Annotated in this window: 13 protein-coding genes; 7 read left to right on the top strand and 6 right to left on the bottom strand. The window is 60.8% G+C overall.

Annotated features, from left to right (window positions below):
* The first annotated feature begins 137 nt into the window (after positions 1-137).
* Entirely contained in the window at positions 138-431 is a 294-nt protein-coding gene (locus OC605_RS09915) for a co-chaperone GroES (protein WP_007916610.1), read from the top strand.
* Between the two features lie 50 nt (positions 432-481).
* A complete protein-coding gene (gene groL, locus OC605_RS09910; RefSeq protein ID WP_016773419.1) occupies positions 482-2,128 on the top strand; it encodes a chaperonin GroEL in 1,647 nt (548 codons plus the stop codon).
* 190 nt (positions 2,129-2,318) lie between these two features.
* On the opposite strand, the gene OC605_RS09905 is transcribed toward groL, so the two are convergent.
* Positions 2,319-3,062: a phosphatase PAP2 family protein gene (locus OC605_RS09905; protein WP_024014149.1), complete on the bottom strand. Its 744-nt coding sequence runs from the start codon at positions 3,060-3,062 to the stop codon at positions 2,319-2,321.
* 209 nt (positions 3,063-3,271) lie between these two features.
* Between OC605_RS09905 and colR the strand changes: the two genes are divergently transcribed.
* The 5 genes from colR to OC605_RS09880 all read left to right on the top strand — a co-directional run bounded on the left by colR (position 3,272) and on the right by OC605_RS09880 (position 6,996).
* The gene (colR, locus tag OC605_RS09900; RefSeq protein ID WP_016773421.1) at positions 3,272-3,955 is read left to right on the top strand and encodes a two-component system response regulator ColR; all 684 of its coding nucleotides are present in this window, start codon (positions 3,272-3,274) and stop codon (positions 3,953-3,955) included.
* Positions 3,945-5,228, top strand: a complete 1,284-nt coding sequence (locus tag OC605_RS09895) for a sensor histidine kinase (RefSeq protein ID WP_262136807.1) — start codon at positions 3,945-3,947, stop codon at positions 5,226-5,228. Before colR ends, OC605_RS09895 begins: the two co-directional genes overlap by 11 nt.
* A gap of 149 nt (positions 5,229-5,377) precedes the next feature.
* Positions 5,378-6,046, top strand: coding sequence for a class I SAM-dependent methyltransferase (locus tag OC605_RS09890; protein WP_197890826.1), 669 nt, complete (start codon positions 5,378-5,380; stop codon positions 6,044-6,046).
* Positions 6,047-6,049: 3 nt separating this feature from the next.
* Entirely contained in the window at positions 6,050-6,766 is a 717-nt protein-coding gene (locus OC605_RS09885; protein ID WP_186567580.1) for a lipopolysaccharide kinase InaA family protein, read from the top strand.
* 2 nt (positions 6,767-6,768) lie between these two features.
* Positions 6,769-6,996: a hypothetical protein gene (locus OC605_RS09880; protein WP_016773424.1), complete on the top strand. Its 228-nt coding sequence runs from the start codon at positions 6,769-6,771 to the stop codon at positions 6,994-6,996.
* A gap of 171 nt (positions 6,997-7,167) precedes the next feature.
* On the opposite strand, the gene OC605_RS09875 is transcribed toward OC605_RS09880, so the two are convergent.
* The 5 genes from OC605_RS09875 to OC605_RS09855 all read right to left on the bottom strand — a co-directional run bounded on the left by OC605_RS09875 (position 7,168) and on the right by OC605_RS09855 (position 15,240).
* Positions 7,168-10,194: a multidrug efflux RND transporter permease subunit gene (locus tag OC605_RS09875; protein ID WP_262136803.1), complete on the bottom strand. Its 3,027-nt coding sequence runs from the start codon at positions 10,192-10,194 to the stop codon at positions 7,168-7,170.
* A gap of 13 nt (positions 10,195-10,207) precedes the next feature.
* Complete coding sequence (locus tag OC605_RS09870) at positions 10,208-11,356, bottom strand: efflux RND transporter periplasmic adaptor subunit (RefSeq protein WP_262136801.1); 1,149 nt, start codon at positions 11,354-11,356, stop codon at positions 10,208-10,210.
* A 252-nt stretch (positions 11,357-11,608) separates the two neighbouring features.
* Positions 11,609-12,709, bottom strand: a complete 1,101-nt coding sequence (locus tag OC605_RS09865; protein WP_262136799.1) for a DUF1513 domain-containing protein — start codon at positions 12,707-12,709, stop codon at positions 11,609-11,611.
* A 14-nt stretch (positions 12,710-12,723) separates the two neighbouring features.
* A complete protein-coding gene (locus OC605_RS09860) occupies positions 12,724-13,788 on the bottom strand; it encodes an imelysin family protein (RefSeq protein WP_262136798.1) in 1,065 nt (354 codons plus the stop codon).
* Positions 13,789-13,815: 27 nt separating this feature from the next.
* Entirely contained in the window at positions 13,816-15,240 is a 1,425-nt protein-coding gene (locus tag OC605_RS09855) for a di-heme oxidoredictase family protein (protein ID WP_410055985.1), read from the bottom strand.
* Positions 15,241-15,468 lie beyond the last annotated feature (228 nt).

The raw sequence follows: 15,468 nt of genomic DNA, 5'->3' as shown, positions 1-15,468 counted from the left end.
CACCGAAAGGTTTCCGGTATTCAAACCGGACAGACTTGCGCGGTTCGCTCGACGGACCGCAACCGGCGCAGGCCGGATTCGTTAAACCCGCCGGGACTACACCGGCCGATGAAAACCACAATTAGGAGAGATCGACAATGAAGCTTCGTCCTCTGCATGACCGCGTCGTCATCCGTCGCAGCGAAGAAGAAAAGAAAACCGCTGGCGGTATCGTCCTGCCAGGTTCGGCTGCTGAAAAAGCCAACCACGGTGTGATTCTCGCTGTAGGCCCGGGCAAAGCTCTGGAAAACGGTGAAGTGCGTGCACTGTCCGTGAAGGAAGGCGACAAGGTTGTGTTCGGTCCTTACTCCGGCAGCAACACTGTGAAAGTCGATGGCGAAGACCTGCTGGTAATGAGCGAGAACGAAATCCTCGCGGTTATCGAAGGCTGATATCCCCGTTCATTTTCCCGCTACTACAAAGTATTTAAGGAATATCGATCATGGCTGCTAAAGAAGTTAAGTTCGGCGATGCCGCCCGTACCAAGATGCTCAAAGGCGTCAACGTTCTGGCTGACGCGGTAAAAGCGACCCTGGGCCCGAAAGGCCGTAACGTGGTTATCGAGAAGAGCTTCGGCGCTCCGACCATCACCAAGGACGGCGTTTCCGTTGCCAAAGAAATCGAACTGGATGACCGCTTCGAAAACATGGGCGCGCAGCTGGTCAAAGACGTTGCCTCCCGTGCCAACGATGACGCTGGTGACGGTACTACCACCGCTACCGTTCTGGCTCAGTCGATCGTCAACGAAGGCCTGAAAGCCGTCGCTGCCGGCATGAACCCGATGGACCTGAAACGCGGTATCGACAAGGCGACCATCGCCATTGTCAAAGAGCTCAAAGCCCTGTCCAAGCCATGCGCTGACTTCAAAGCCATCGCTCAGGTCGGCACCATCTCGGCCAACTCCGACAACTCCATCGGCGACATCATTGCCGAAGCCATGGAAAAAGTCGGTAAAGAAGGCGTGATCACCGTTGAAGAAGGCTCGGGCCTGGAAAACGAACTGTCGGTTGTAGAAGGCATGCAGTTCGACCGTGGCTACCTGTCGCCATACTTCGTCAACAAGCCGGACACCATGGTTGCCGAGCTCGACGGCCCGCTGATCCTGCTGGTCGACAAGAAGATCTCGAACATCCGCGAAATGCTGCCAGTGCTGGAAGCCGTTGCCAAAGCCGGCCGCCCACTGCTGATCGTGGCCGAAGACGTTGAAGGCGAAGCCCTGGCGACTCTGGTTGTGAACAACATGCGTGGCATCGTCAAAGTCGCTGCCGTCAAGGCACCGGGCTTCGGCGACCGTCGCAAGGCCATGCTGCAGGACATCGCTGTTCTGACCGGCGGCACCGTTATCTCCGAAGAGATCGGTCTGAGCCTGGAAAGCACCACCCTGGAGCACCTGGGTAACGCCAAGCGCGTGACCCTGTCCAAGGAAAACACCATCATCGTTGACGGTGCTGGCGTGCAGGCAGACATCGAAGGCCGTATCGCTCAGATCCGCGCCCAGGTTGCCGAAACCTCCTCGGACTATGACCGTGAAAAACTGCAAGAGCGTCTGGCCAAGCTGTCCGGCGGCGTTGCAGTGATCAAGGTTGGCGCTGGTTCCGAAGTTGAAATGAAAGAGAAGAAAGCCCGCGTTGAAGACGCCCTGCACGCAACCCGCGCAGCCGTTGAAGAAGGCGTGGTACCTGGCGGTGGCGTGGCGCTGATCCGTGCTCTGGAAGCACTGACCGAGCTGACCGGCGACAACGCTGACCAGAACGTCGGTATCGCTGTGCTGCGTCGCGCTGTTGAAGCGCCGCTGCGTCAGATCGCTGCCAACTCCGGTGACGAGCCAAGCGTAGTCGTCAACGAAGTGAAGAACGGCAAAGGTAACTTCGGTTACAACGCTGCTTCCGGCGAATACGGCGACATGATCGAAATGGGTATCCTGGACCCAACCAAGGTAACCCGTTCGGCTCTGCAAGCTGCAGCCTCCATCGGCGGTCTGATCCTGACCACCGAAGCAGCGGTTGCCGACGCACCGAAGAAAGAAGGTGCAGCTGGCGGCGGTATGCCAGACATGGGCGGCATGGGTGGCATGGGCGGCATGATGTAAGCCAGCCCTGGCCCTGTAACGCAAAACCCCGCTGGCGAGAGTCAGCGGGGTTTTTTATTGCCCCAATTTCGAAGCTCACTGGTATCCCCCTGTGGGAGCGAGCCTGCTCGCGAAAGCGGTCTGTCATCCGACATGCAAGCCAGTTGAGCCGACAATTCGCGAGCAGGCTCGCTCCCACAGGTTGTTTATTTCAGGCATTGATCGGCTGTGTGTTCATCGCCGTCGAAGTCTTGCCAGCCGGGCGATACAGCACCCAGTAATAAGCCCCCAGACAAATCAGCCAGCAGAAAATCGCCGTCCACACGTTGTGCGAAAAGAAATGCGCACCCTGCATCATGCGGCTGATCGAGAACACCGAGCCCAGCGCAAAGGCAAATACAAACGCCTGCCGTGCCAGTCGCGGGCGGCGGTCACGCAACACGAAGAACAGTGCAAACAGGGTGAACCCTGTCGCCGCATGGCCACCCGGCCAGCAACGTCCCGGCTTGTCCGTGGCGGGGCGATGCTCCATCAGTTTGCTGTAGGTCTCGTGGCCGCCGAATTGCTCCAGGCTCCATGGGCACTGCACGGCGGTGACGGCTTTGACTGGAGTAACAAACGAAGTCGCCAGCCCCAGCGACAGCACCAGGCAACCCAGTTCACGCTTGAACGGTTTCAGCCGTTCGATGAAAAACGCACCGATGAAACCCAGAATGGCAAACACCGAGAAGCCGATCACCAGCTGTTTGGCCCGGTCATGCAGGATGTCTTCAAGAAAATAGCTGTGCCGCCCGATGAAATCCCCGGCGACCGGGTCGTAGAACATTTGCGCCAGAACCATGTCCAGATCGGTCAGTTCGAGCAACAGCAGAATGATCGCCGCCGCTGCGGGAATGCCCAGACACAGCCACCAGTTCAGCGGTCTTGAAGCGGGAAGGGCAGAGGTCGACACCATGGCAGGTTCCTTGGTCGATGAACGGAGGAGAGAGCGTAATCGCGCGGAGTCTGCGCGCGCTGGCGTCGGCGATTTGTTAACCGAAAGTGAAAAAAACGTCGCAGCGCGCGCAGCGCAGGTTTATCAAAAAACGCCCCTAGCCCTGAGCCACACTTGGCCGTAAGCTGCGCGGGCCAAGACGGCCGTTACCCCGTTCGGAGGAGGTGCCCATGCGAATTCTGCTGGTCGAAGACAACCGCGACATCCTGGCCAATCTGGCCGATTACCTGGGCATGAAAGGCTATACCGTCGATTGCGCACAAGACGGCTTGTCCGGTCTGCATCTGGCGGCGACCGAGCATTACGACCTGATCGTGCTCGACATCATGCTGCCCGGCATCGACGGCTACACCTTGTGCAAGCGCCTGCGTGAAGACGCACGGCGTGATACGCCGGTGATCATGCTGACCGCCCGCGACCAACTCGACGACCGGCTGCAGGGCTTCAAGTCCGGTGCCGACGATTACCTGATCAAACCGTTTGCGCTGTCCGAGCTGGCCGCCCGCGTCGAAGCGGTCATGCGCCGTGCTCAGGGCGGCGGTCGCCGCGCATTGCAGGTCGGTGATCTGAGCTACGACCTCGACACCCTGGAAGTGACCCGCGAAGGCAAGCTGCTCAAGCTCAACCCGGTCGGTCTCAAGCTGCTCGCAGTGCTGATGCAGAAGAGCCCGCACGTGCTGCGTCGGGAGATTCTCGAGGAAGCGCTGTGGGGCGATGACTGCCCGGACAGCGACAGCCTGCGCAGCCATGTTCACCAGTTGCGCCAAGTGATCGACAAGCCATTCGCCAAGCCACTGCTGCACACCGTGCACGGTGTCGGTTATCGCTTGGCCGAGGGGCGAGATGGAGTTTAAGCAGAGTCTTTCCCAGCGGATCATCATCGCCTTTGCGCTGATGAGCGCACTGGTCGCCGGCGCTTTCGCCATGGGCATCGTTGCGACGGTGCACCTGGTGGAAGAGAAACTGATTTCCGCAGGGCTGGGCGGCGATCTGCAACGTTTGCTGCTGATGGACAACGTCTCCGACTGGAGCCATCGCCCCGAGCCGGATCAGTTGTTCTATTTCAGTGGCGGGCCGGGGGATTTCGACCTGCCCAAGGATCTGCGTCACCTCGATGCCGGTTTCCACGAGGTCTTTCGCGAGCAGCTGTCCTATCACGCCATGGTCGAGGTGGTGGATGGTCGACGCTACGTACTATTGCAGGACCAAAGCGATTTCGAAGAGCGCGAGCGCGTGCTGTTTGCCGTGGTGCTGGTGGGCTTCGTGCTCAGCCTGGCACTGGCGGTGTTTCTTGGCTGGGTGCTCGCGCGCAAGGTGATGGCGCCGGTGGTGCGCCTGGCGCGGCAGGTCCGTCATCGCGACCAGTTGCTCGGGCTGGCGCCGCCCCTGGCGCCGGACTATGCGGCGGATGAAGTCGGTGAACTGGCGGTGGCGTTCGATGCCACCCTGGGGCGCTTGCGTCAGGCGCTGAACCGCGAGCGCTTGTTCACCAGCGACGTCAGCCACGAATTGCGCACGCCGCTGATGGTCCTGGCCAGCTCCTGCGAACTGCTGCTGGAAAACCCCGGTATCGATCAGCGCGGTCGCGCTCAGGTCGAACGCATCGCCCGAGCCAGCGAGGAGATGCGCGAACTGGTACAGACCTTCCTGATGCTGGCGCGCACGCAGAACGAAGAGGCCGCAGCGGCGCCACAGCAGAATCTCACGCAAGTGGCCGAAAGCCTGCTGTGCCTGTGGCGTGAGCCGATCGAGCGCAAGGGGCTGACACTGATATTCGAGCCGGGCACCCCAGCGGATACTCGCTACAACGCGACCTTGCTGAACGCGGTAATGGGCAACCTGCTGCGTAACGCCCTGCATTACACCGAACAGGGTTTCATTCGTCTGACGCTCACCGCCAACGGTTTTGTCGTTGAGGATTCGGGCGTGGGCATCCCCGAGGAAAAACGCGAGGCGATGTTCGAACCGTTTGTGCGCGGCAGCGAGAAACGTGGCGAGGGTCTCGGCTTGGGCCTGTCGCTGGTCCAGCGCATCTGCGAAAACCAGGGCTGGACAGTCAGCCTGAGCACGATGGACCCCAATGGCTGCCGATTCGAGGTAGATCTTGGCGTGAATGCCGGCAAATAGTGGCTCGAGGCTACTCCCGTACAGCTGTCTAAATCCTGTATAACGTTGTAATACTTTGCAGATTTACCTGACAGAATTTTCACAATTGGATGACCTGACGCTGACACGCCGCTGCTTAAGGTGGCGTCATCAGAACAGGAGTCCAGATGATGGCCGGCCCGATCAAGCTCGATTTTTCCGAAAAGTACGACGACCAACACGCACAACGATATCTGCGCAAGCACCAGCAAAGCCTCGGTCGCCGCCTGTCGCACTGGCGCGATGAGCAAGTCGGTCGCAAGGCCTTGGCGCTGGCGGGAGATCCCGGGCTGGTGCTGGATCTGCCCTGCGGTGCCGGGCGTTTCTGGCCAATGCTCGCGGAGAAGCCCAACCGGGTGATCATCGGCGCGGACAATTCCGAGTCGATGATCAAGACCGCGCTGCAAGGGCAGCCAGCCGATGTGGTCAAGCGTGTACAGCCGCTGCACACCTCGGCATTCGATATCGCTCTGCCGGATAACTCGGTCGACAGCATCTTTTGCATGCGTCTGTTGCACCACATCGGCGAGGCCGAGCACCGTCGGGTGATCCTGCGCGAGTTCGAGCGGGTGACCCGTGACAGCGTGATTGTTTCGTTGTGGGTTGACGGCAATTTCAAGGCCTGGAAGCGCAAGCGCGCCGAGCGGGATCGGCCAAGTCATGATTACCAGAATCGATTTCTGATTCCGGCGACGACGATCGAGAAAGAATTTGAACAGGCGGGTTTCCGCATTCAGGAACAACTGGACTTCATACCGCTCTATGCGATGTGGCGAGTTTACGTATTACGCAAGAGGTAGAGGATGGCAGTGCAAGCAGCGGTTGAAGCGGATGTCGCTCCCCAGGATCGTTTCGATTATTACTGGAACCAGCGCGGCGAATGGGTTGAAGAGCCCAATGTGCGCCGTGGTGGCGAAAGCGGGGTGCAGCGCATCGTCGACCGTGACGGTCAGCTCTTGTACGCCAAGCGCCAGACCGGGCACATCTATCGCAGTTGGTTGCACCCGTTCGGTCGCCCGACCGTATTGCGTGAACTCGATGCGCTGACCGGCGTAAGCAAACTCGGCGTGCGTGTTCCGCAGATCGTTTTTTGCGGCGCGCAACCGGATCCGCAACACAAGTGGCGCGCGCTGCTCGTCACCAAATCCCTCGACGGTTTCCAGGAACTGGAACACTGGCTGGCCGCTGCCGGTGGTCGCGATCAATGTGGTGACGTGGTCTACGAAAAAGTCCTCAAGGACCTCGCCGAGAACCTGGCGCGCATGCACAAGGGCCGCTGGCAACACAGCTGCATTTACATCAAACACGTTTTCGTGCGCGTCACCGGTGAAGGTGAAACGGCGCAGGTTGAAGTGGCGTTGATCGATCTGGAGAAGTGCCGCCAGCGTCTGACCCCCTATCGAGCCGCACAGCATGACTTGAAGCAACTGCGTCGCCATTCGTCGTTCCGCGATGCCGACTGGAAAAAACTTGTCTACTTTTATGAGACGGCGTTTGGCAGCGCTATCAAAGGTTTATAGCGATGAAACTCGAAATTGCACGAGGTTTGTTCCTGGTCGGGGCCTTGGCAGTTGCTTCACTGGCGGTGGCTGCCTGGGAGCAGCCGCGCATGCAGGTCATAGGGGCGTCCGGGAACGACGCTCATTGTTCGGTTCCACGGGTGGCAAAAGCCTCCGTGGCGACCCAGCCCGATCATGATTTGCTGTTGTTCATGTTCGGACTGTCTCAGGGAATGAGGCCAGCCAGTTGAAACGATTGAAGCCCAAATGAAAGGCCTCGCAATTGCGAGGCCTTTTTTATTCAACAACTTTCAAGATACATATCGCCCTCTGTGGGAGCGAGCCTGCTCGCGAAGGTGTATCAGTCGACATCAATGCAGCTGAACTGCCGCATTCGCGAGCAGGCTCGCTCCCACAGGATGTTATTTGCGATCCGGTTTCGCCAGGAAGGTATAAACACACGGCAGCACGAACAGCGTAAACAGCGTGCCGATCGACATCCCCGTCGCAATCACCATGCCTATATCAAAGCGGCTCACGGCTCCCGCACCGGTGGCCAGAATCAGCGGCACCATGCCGAACACCATTGCCGCCGTCGTCATCAGCACCGGGCGCAAGCGAATTGCCGCCGCTTCCTCCACCGCGTCACGGGCGCTCAGGCCCTTGTCCTTGCGCAACTGGTTGGCGAATTCGACGATCAGGATGCCGTGCTTGCTGATCAGGCCGATCAGCGTCACGAGCCCGACCTGGGTGTAGATGTTCATGCTCGACCAGCCGAGGAACAACGGGATCAGCGCGCCGCAGATCGACAGCGGCACCGTCACGAGAATCACCAGCGGATCACGGAAGCTTTCGAACTGTGCGGCCAGCACCAGAAAGATGATCGCCAATGCCAGAGCGAAAGTTACCCACAGCGCGCTGCCTTCTTGCACGTACTGGCGCGAGGCACCGCCGTAGTCGAAGGCAAACCCGGCCGGTGCTTCTTCGCGGGCAATCTGCAGCACGGTGTCGATGGCTTCGCCCATGCTCACCAGCGGGAAACCGGAAATCTTCGCTGCGTTGAGTTGCTGGAACTGATTGAGCTGGCGCGGTCGTGCGCGGTCGCTGACCTTGATCAGCGTCGACAGCGGCAGCAATTCGCCCTGGGTGTTTTTCACGTAGTAATTGTTCAGCCAGTCCGGGTTGTCGCGGTAGGCCCGTTCGACCTGGGCGATGCCCTTGTAGCTGCGCCCGTCGATGGTGAAGCGATTGATCTCCGCCTCGCCGAGCAAGGTCGCCAGCGTGCTGCCGAGGTCAAGCATCGACACGCCCATCTGCGCGGCCTTGTCGCGGTCGATATCCACGACTACTTCCGGCTTGTCGAACGCCAGATCGAGGTCGACAAAGGCGAACTTGCCGGACTCCATCGCGCGTTTCTCGATGCGCTCGGCGACTTGCAGCAGCAGTTCATAGTCATTGGCGGTGTTGACCACGAATTCGAAGGGCAGGCCTTCACCGGTGCCGGGCAGGGAGGGCAGGTTGAAACCGAAGATCTGCAGGCCGGGAATACTCTCCAGTTTGCTCTGCACCTCGGGGAGGATTTCCATCTGCGTGCGGCTGCGCTCGTTCCATGGCTTGAGCAAAAAGCCGCCGATGCCGGCCTGCACACCGTTATAGCCGTTGATCTGAAACGATGAGTAGTACTCGGGAAACTCTTTGAAGATGGTGATGAATTCGTCGGTGTAGGTGCTCAGGTAGTCGAGGTTGGTCGGCTGCGGTGCGCTGGCCATCATGAAAATGATGCCTTGATCCTCGTCCGGGGCCAGTTCCGACTTGGTGAACTTGAGAAACACCGGAATCAGGCACAGCACGATCACCGCGAACACCAGCACCACCGGCCGCGTATTGAGCGTGCCGTGGAGCATGCTTTGATAACGGCGCTTGAGGCCTTCAAAGACGCGGTCGAGACGATGGGCCAGCCCGCTGGGGTTCTCTTCGTGGCGCAGCAGAAACGCGCACATCATCGGCGACAGCGTCAGGGCGACGACGCCAGAAATCACCACTGCTCCAGCCAGGGTCAGGGCGAACTCCTTGAACAACGCCCCGGTCAGCCCGGTGAGGAAACCGATCGGCGCATACACCGCCGCCAGGGTGATGGTCATCGACACCACCGGCATGGCAATTTCCCGCGCGCCTTCCAGCGCTGCGTCGAACGGCGTCTTGCCTTCCTCGATGTGCCGGTGGATGTTTTCCACCACGACGATCGCGTCGTCCACCACCAGACCGATGGCCAGCACCATGGCCAGCAGCGTCAGCAGGTTCATCGAGTAACCCATCATCTGCATGAAGAACATCACGCCGATCATCGACAGCGGAATGGTCACCACCGGGATCACTACCGAACGCAGCGCGCCGAGAAACAGGAACACCACGACGATGACGATCAGCACCGCTTCGAACAGGGTTTTCACCACCTCATCGATGGAGGCCTGAATGAACAGTGTCGCGTCGTAGGCGATTTCGCTTTTCAGGTTCGGCGGCAGCTGTGCTTCCAGCTCGGGCATCAACTTGCGCACTTCCTTGATCACGTCCAGCGGGTTGGCGCCGGGAGTGGCCTTGATGCCGATGTACACCGACGGCGTGCCGCCAAACGAGCTGATCGAGTCGTAGTTTTCCGCGCCCATTTCCACCCGCGCGACATCACGCAGCAACACACGGCTGTCGCCATCGACCTTGAGCGGAATCGCCGCGAAGGCCTCGGCGGATTTCAGTTCGGTGTTGGCGTTGATGCTGGTGACGGTGTACTCGCCTTTCACCTCGCCGGCGGCGGAGAGGAAGTTGTACTGGCGCACCGCAGCGGTCACGTCGGCGGCGCTGAGGCCGAAGCCGGCGAGTTTCACCGGGTCGAGCCACAGACGCATGGCGAACACCTGATTGCCGAGAATTTCCGCTTCGGCCATGCCCGGCAGCGTCGCCAGTTTTGGCTGGATGACCCGCGACAGGTAGTCGGTGATCTGCGGGTTGCTCAGGTCCTTGCTGAAGAAACTGATGTACATCAGCGCCGAAGCGTCGGCGGATTCCTTGCTCAGCACCGGGTCTTCGGCGTCCTGCGGCAGCTTGTTCTTCACCTCGTTGGCCTTGGCCAGCAGTTCGGTGAACAAGCGGTCGGTGTTGGCGCCGATGCGCGCGTAGATCGAAATCACCGAGAAGTTCTGCCGGCTGACCGAGGTCATGTAATCGATGCCCTCGGCACTGGCCAGGCTCTGTTGCATCGGCTGGGTGATGTAGCCCTGAATGGTTTCGGCGTTGGCCCCGGGATAAGCCGTGGTCACCGTGATCAGGGCGTTTTCCATTTGTGGGTACTGGCGCAGCGGCAGCTTGCTCCAGGCCTGAAAGCCCAGCAGCACAATCAGCAGGCTGACCACGGTGGCGAGCACCGGGCGGCGGATGAACGGATCGGTAAAAGCCATGGGAATTCCTTGATCAGTCGGCGCGAGGCGGACTGTTCTGCTCGCCTAGGGTCTTGTCGTCGCTGATAGCGATGTGGGCGCCGTTGTCCAGTTTGATCTGGCCCGCCGTTACCACTTGTTCGCCGCTCTGCACGCCCTTGTTGATCATCACCAGGCCATCGCGGCGTTCACCGGTTTCGACGAAACGACGTTCGGCGATCAGCAGCGGTTGGCCGTTTTCATCCTTGGCGACGCTGCCGTCCTCGGCCTTTTTCTGCCCGACCACGTAAACCGAGTTGCCGTACAGGGTGTAGGTGATCGCGCTCTCCGGCACCACGATGTGTTTCTGTGGATCAGGCAGTAGCACTTCAAGGCTGGCGAACATGCCCGGCAGCAGCTTGCCGTCGGGGTTGGCCAGGGTGGCGCGGACGAGGATATTGCGCGTGGTGCTTTCGACGATCGGGTTGATTGCGCTGATCTTGCCGACGAAGTTCTGCCCCGGATAAGCGGCGACGGTGAACTGCACGGGCTGGCCGATAGCGAGTTTCGGCACCGCTTGTTCGGGCACGTAGAAGTCGGCGTAAAGGCTGCTCAAATCCTGCAACGTAGCGATTTTGGTACCGCTGGCGAGGTAGTCGCCGACGTCGACCTGACGGATGCCGATGGTGCCGCTGAATGGCGCGAGGATGCGTTTTTTCGCCAGCGAAGCGTTGAGCTGATTGACCGTGGCCTTGTTCTTTTGCAGCACGGCGGAGAGGCGGTCGTATTCGCCTTTGGAGATCGCGCGGCTGTCGACCAGTTGCGAGCCACGGCCGAAGTCCAGTTGCGCCAGGCCGAGGTCGGCGCGGGCGGTTTCCAGCAGAGCGGTCTCGACGGCACTGTCGAGTTGCAGCAACGGTTGCCCGGCCTTGACCTTCTGCCCGGATTCGAATTTGAGCTCAGTGACGGTGCCGGCGACTTCCAGACTCAAGTCGACACCTTGCAGCGCCTTGAGCGTGCCGACGGTGGGCAGGCGCATCTGCCACGGCTGTTCGCCGGCAGTGGCCACGGCGACGCTGATCGGCGGCTTGGGCTTGGAAAAGCCCTGGATCATCGTGTAGATCGAAAAGGCTTTGTATCCGCCCAGTACCAGGACGATCAGCAAAACAACACCCAACATGATCAGCATGCGGCGACGCAGCATATGTCCAGTTCCTTGGATAAATCATGAGACAGGCGGGCACATTACTCCGAGTCAGGTGGGGATTCCAACTGGCAGTGTTTACAGGTGCAGCGGGACACAATCCTGTGGTGAGGGGATTTACCCCCATTGGGCTGCGAAGCGGCCCCCTGAATCCTTCAGTCATACCGCAATTGCAGTTTTAAGGGCGGCTGCGCCACCCAACGGGGATAAATCCCCTCGCCACAGGTTGATCGTCAGCCACGGGACTTGTTGTCAGGCCATCAAGTGCAGATGGTTGTCCCAGAGCCCCGCCGGCAATTCCAGCGGCTTGGCCAGCAGCTGTTCCTGCCGGCAATCGTAGTAACGGCAACGGCCCTGCCCCGAGGTCACGACGAAGCCATCCTTTACCGCACCAACGCCGGCGCAATCAGGCAAAGGCGCATCGAGGCGCAGTTCGCCGCTGTCCAGATCCCAGATAAAGAAACGATTGCCGCGCGGCGCCGTCAACGCGACCAGACGCAGATCGCTGTGCACCGCGACGCTGGCGGTGTAGTGCCCCATCGCCTGCAACTGATCTTCCGCTACCGGGAACGCCACGAACGCTTGCCCGGGTCGCTTGATCGCCAACAGCTCCGAGCGTTCGTGGGACGGGCCCATGAATTGCTGACCGGCGACGATGGTGCCGTCACTGGCGATGCCCAAGTGGCGCACGCTGTTCATCTGCTGGGCGAGGGTTTCCTTGCTCAGCAATGTGCCGTCGCGCTGCATCAACACCAGGCTCGGTTCCATGGCGTTAAGGTTCATGTCGACGCGGCTTTCCGCCTCGGTGCGAATCCCGCCGTTGGCCACCACCAGCGTCTCGCCGTCAGGCATCCACGACACCTGATGCGGGCCGAGGCCGTGGGTAGAAATCTCGCCCGTGTGCACCAGCCGCTCGCCTTCGAACTTATACACACCGAGCAAACCGCGACCAGGATCGGTCGTATCGTTTTCGGTGGCGTACAGGTATTCGCCGTCCTTGTGCACCACGGCGTGGCCGTAGAAGTGCCGGTTCGGCTGCGAGGTCACGGTCTGCAGTAGCTTGCCGTCGCGCAGGTCGATCAGGTAACTCTCGGTACCCGGACGCCGTGCAACGAACAGCGCCAGCGGCTGCGTCGGGTGGTTGATGATGTCGTGGCAACGCTGGCCGACGTGGGTGGCGAACACCCGCGTGCCGTCGAGCCGATAGCCGACGGCGTAATGCTTGCCGTCAGTATCGTCACGCGCCGACAGTAGCAGCGGGCTCTGATCCTTGCGTTTGAACAGCGTCCAGCCGCCCAGCGTCACTGCTCCCAGCAGTGCACTACCTAAAGTCAGAACCTGACGTCGCAGCATGGCACTCGCCCTCATCAGTCACCGTCGTTGGCGTTGAAGCCCAGTTGGATGCCCAGCGCCTTGGCCAGCTCGCCTTCATGCAGGCGATGGACGACGTTGAGGCTGTCGTAGATATCGTTGAGTTGCTGGCGACCGGCGTCGTCTTCGAGCATTTCGCCCAGCGAGCGCTGGGTGCTGTCGAACAGCTTCAGCGACGCGGCATAGGCGGCATCGATCTTGTCCGCCAACGGCTTCTGTTCGGCCGGCAGCAGACCGCGCAGGCCTTTGTTGTCGACGCCTTCCCAGACGGTTTTGGCGGCGGCAAGGCTGGCTTCCAGTGCGGTCAGCGACGACTGGCTGCGCCACGCATCCGCCTGGAACGGCTGCGGCACGCCTTTGCTCTGGCGGCCCATCGGCGTGCCGAGTTTTTTCTTCAGGGTATCCAGTGCCGTCACTTGTACGCGCAGCAGATCGGCGATCGCTTCGTGGGAGTCGGCATAGCGCTGGTTGGGGAACTTGCTCATCTGCGCGAGCATGCCATCGGTGTTGTTCCAGCCCTGCAGAATCTCTTCGGCCAGTTGCTTCTGGCGTTCGCCGATGGCGATCAGCAGCGGGCAGTATTTGGCTTTTTGCGCGTCGTTGGCGACGTCAGGTTTGGCGTCGAAGAGGATGTATTCGTAAGCCGACAGGCCCTGCACCACGACGCTGGATTTGGCCAGCGTGGCGGCGTCGATCTGCGGCTGGGCGACGACCAGTTGCTCGACCTGACGGCCGACGAGGTTTTTCTTGTCCGGCCAGAACTGCACTTGCCACGAACGGTTGCCCTCGGCCAGCGGACCGATCAGCAGCGGTTGCAACTCGGCCCAGGCTTTCTGCGCGTGGAGGAAATCGGCACGGGCAGTTTCCAGGGTCTCTTTGCCCTGGCAGTAGGCGAGGGCGCTGACCGCCAGTTGCCGGTCGGCTTCGACCCAACGGGTGTAGGTCGGCAGGATCACCGATTTGGCGATCGCCGCCGAAGTGACCGCTTGCGGGTCCTGCGGCGAGCAGGCGCCGAGGGCGAGCGCGGCAAGGCTGGTGAACAGTAACTTGGGACGGAACATGTCGGGCTCCCGATGTTTTTCCAGTATTTAAAGTGAGTTCAGAAACGCCAGCAACGCAGCGCGCTGCTCGGCATTGAAAGACAAAACCTGTTGCTGCGCCGCCGTCGCCTCGCCGCCATGCCAGAGCACCGCTTCGAGCAGGTTGCGTGCGCGGCCGTCATGCAAAAACTGGGTGTGACCGCTGACCGCTTGCGTCAGACCAATCCCCCACAACGGCGGGGTGCGCCAGTCGCGGCCGGAGGCCTGAAATTCCGTGCGGTTGTCCGCCAGGCCTTCGCCCATGTCATGCAGCAGCAAGTCGCTGTATGGACGAATCACCTGATTGGCCAATTCCGGTTCGGCGGCATCGGCGGCGGTGGTGTATTTCGGCGTGTGGCACGACTGGCAACCGGCCTGGAAAAACAGATTCTTGCCGGCCAGCACCTGTGGATCGTTGACGCCACGGCGCGCCGGCACTGCGAGATTGCGGCTGTAGAACAGCACCAGCCGCAGGATGTTGTCGCTGACTTCCGGTTCGCCGTCCGGGCCATTACCGTTCGGCGCCTGTTTGCAGGCGGTTTGCGCCTCGGTGCAATCGTCGAACGGCCGCAGGCTGGTGGTCAGGCCCATGTCACCGGAGAACGCATGAACATTCTGCTGATTGAGATTCGGCTGCCCGGCTTTCCAGCCGAACCGGCCGGTGACGGTCTTCTGCAACTGGTCATCCCAGACCTGGTTGGGCCGGCCGTTGATGCCATTGTTCTCTTTCGCCTGGGCGGCGGCGTTGGCGAGGATCGCCTCCTCGGGGATCGCTTCGAGCAGGCCCAGACCAATCATCGGCGGCGCCACCCGCGCGGAAAAACGCGTGTCCGGGTGCATCGGGCCGTAACCGAGTTGGGTGATCTGCAGAGTCGGTTTGCGCAACTCGACCTCGGTGCCGTCCTTGAAGCGTACCGGCACCGGTGTGTAGTCGACGCGGACCTTGCCTTCCGGGGCAACGCCGGGCACGGCCATGTCCTGAAACTGCCCGCCATACACCGGCTCCGGCACTACGCCGAGCTGTTCGATGACTTTGGCGTATTGCGGCGCGTCGGGAATCGACAGGCGCACCAGCATCGACACCGCATTGGATGCGTCAGGTGCCGGCGGATGCCCGCGACCGTCCTTGATGTGGCAGTTCTGGCAGGCGTTGGTATTGAACAAAGGGCCGAGACCGTCGCGGGCCGTGGTGGTCGACGGCGCGATCACCCACGGGCTGCGAAAGAAACTGTTGCCGACACTGAAATCCACGCGCCGTGACGGCGGCAGGTTGGCCGATGGCAGGGAAAAGGCGTTCTGATCGCTCTTGCGCACAGTCGCCGCACCGCCCGAACGCGCTTCCCCCGGCTCGGCCTTGGTGAAACGCGGGGCGTCATCGCAGGCACTCAGGCCCAGGGCCAGCAACAGTGCGGACAAGCGAAGCGGCAACGACAGCATCAGACATCCTGCAAACGGGCGAAAACAAAGGCGCAAAGTCTAACAGGGCGGGGGAGTTTGAATAAGAGGAATTATCGTTTGCTTGATATCGCGCAAGCCTTTAAGCGCATGCCAACACTGTGGGAGCGAGCCTGCTCGCGAAAGCGATGCCCGACGCGCTGAAAATGCTGCGCCGGATCAAGCCTTCGCGAGCAGGCTCGCTCCCACAGGGATAGTGGTGTGCCA

Origin of the sequence: Pseudomonas sp. Marseille-Q5117, from assembly GCF_946901175.1 — a bacterium.
In the GTDB taxonomy this organism is placed as follows: Bacteria; Pseudomonadota; Gammaproteobacteria; order Pseudomonadales; family Pseudomonadaceae; genus Aquipseudomonas; species Aquipseudomonas iranensis.
Note: the sequence above shows the minus strand (reverse complement) of the source record. Positions and strands in the feature narration are given on the sequence as shown.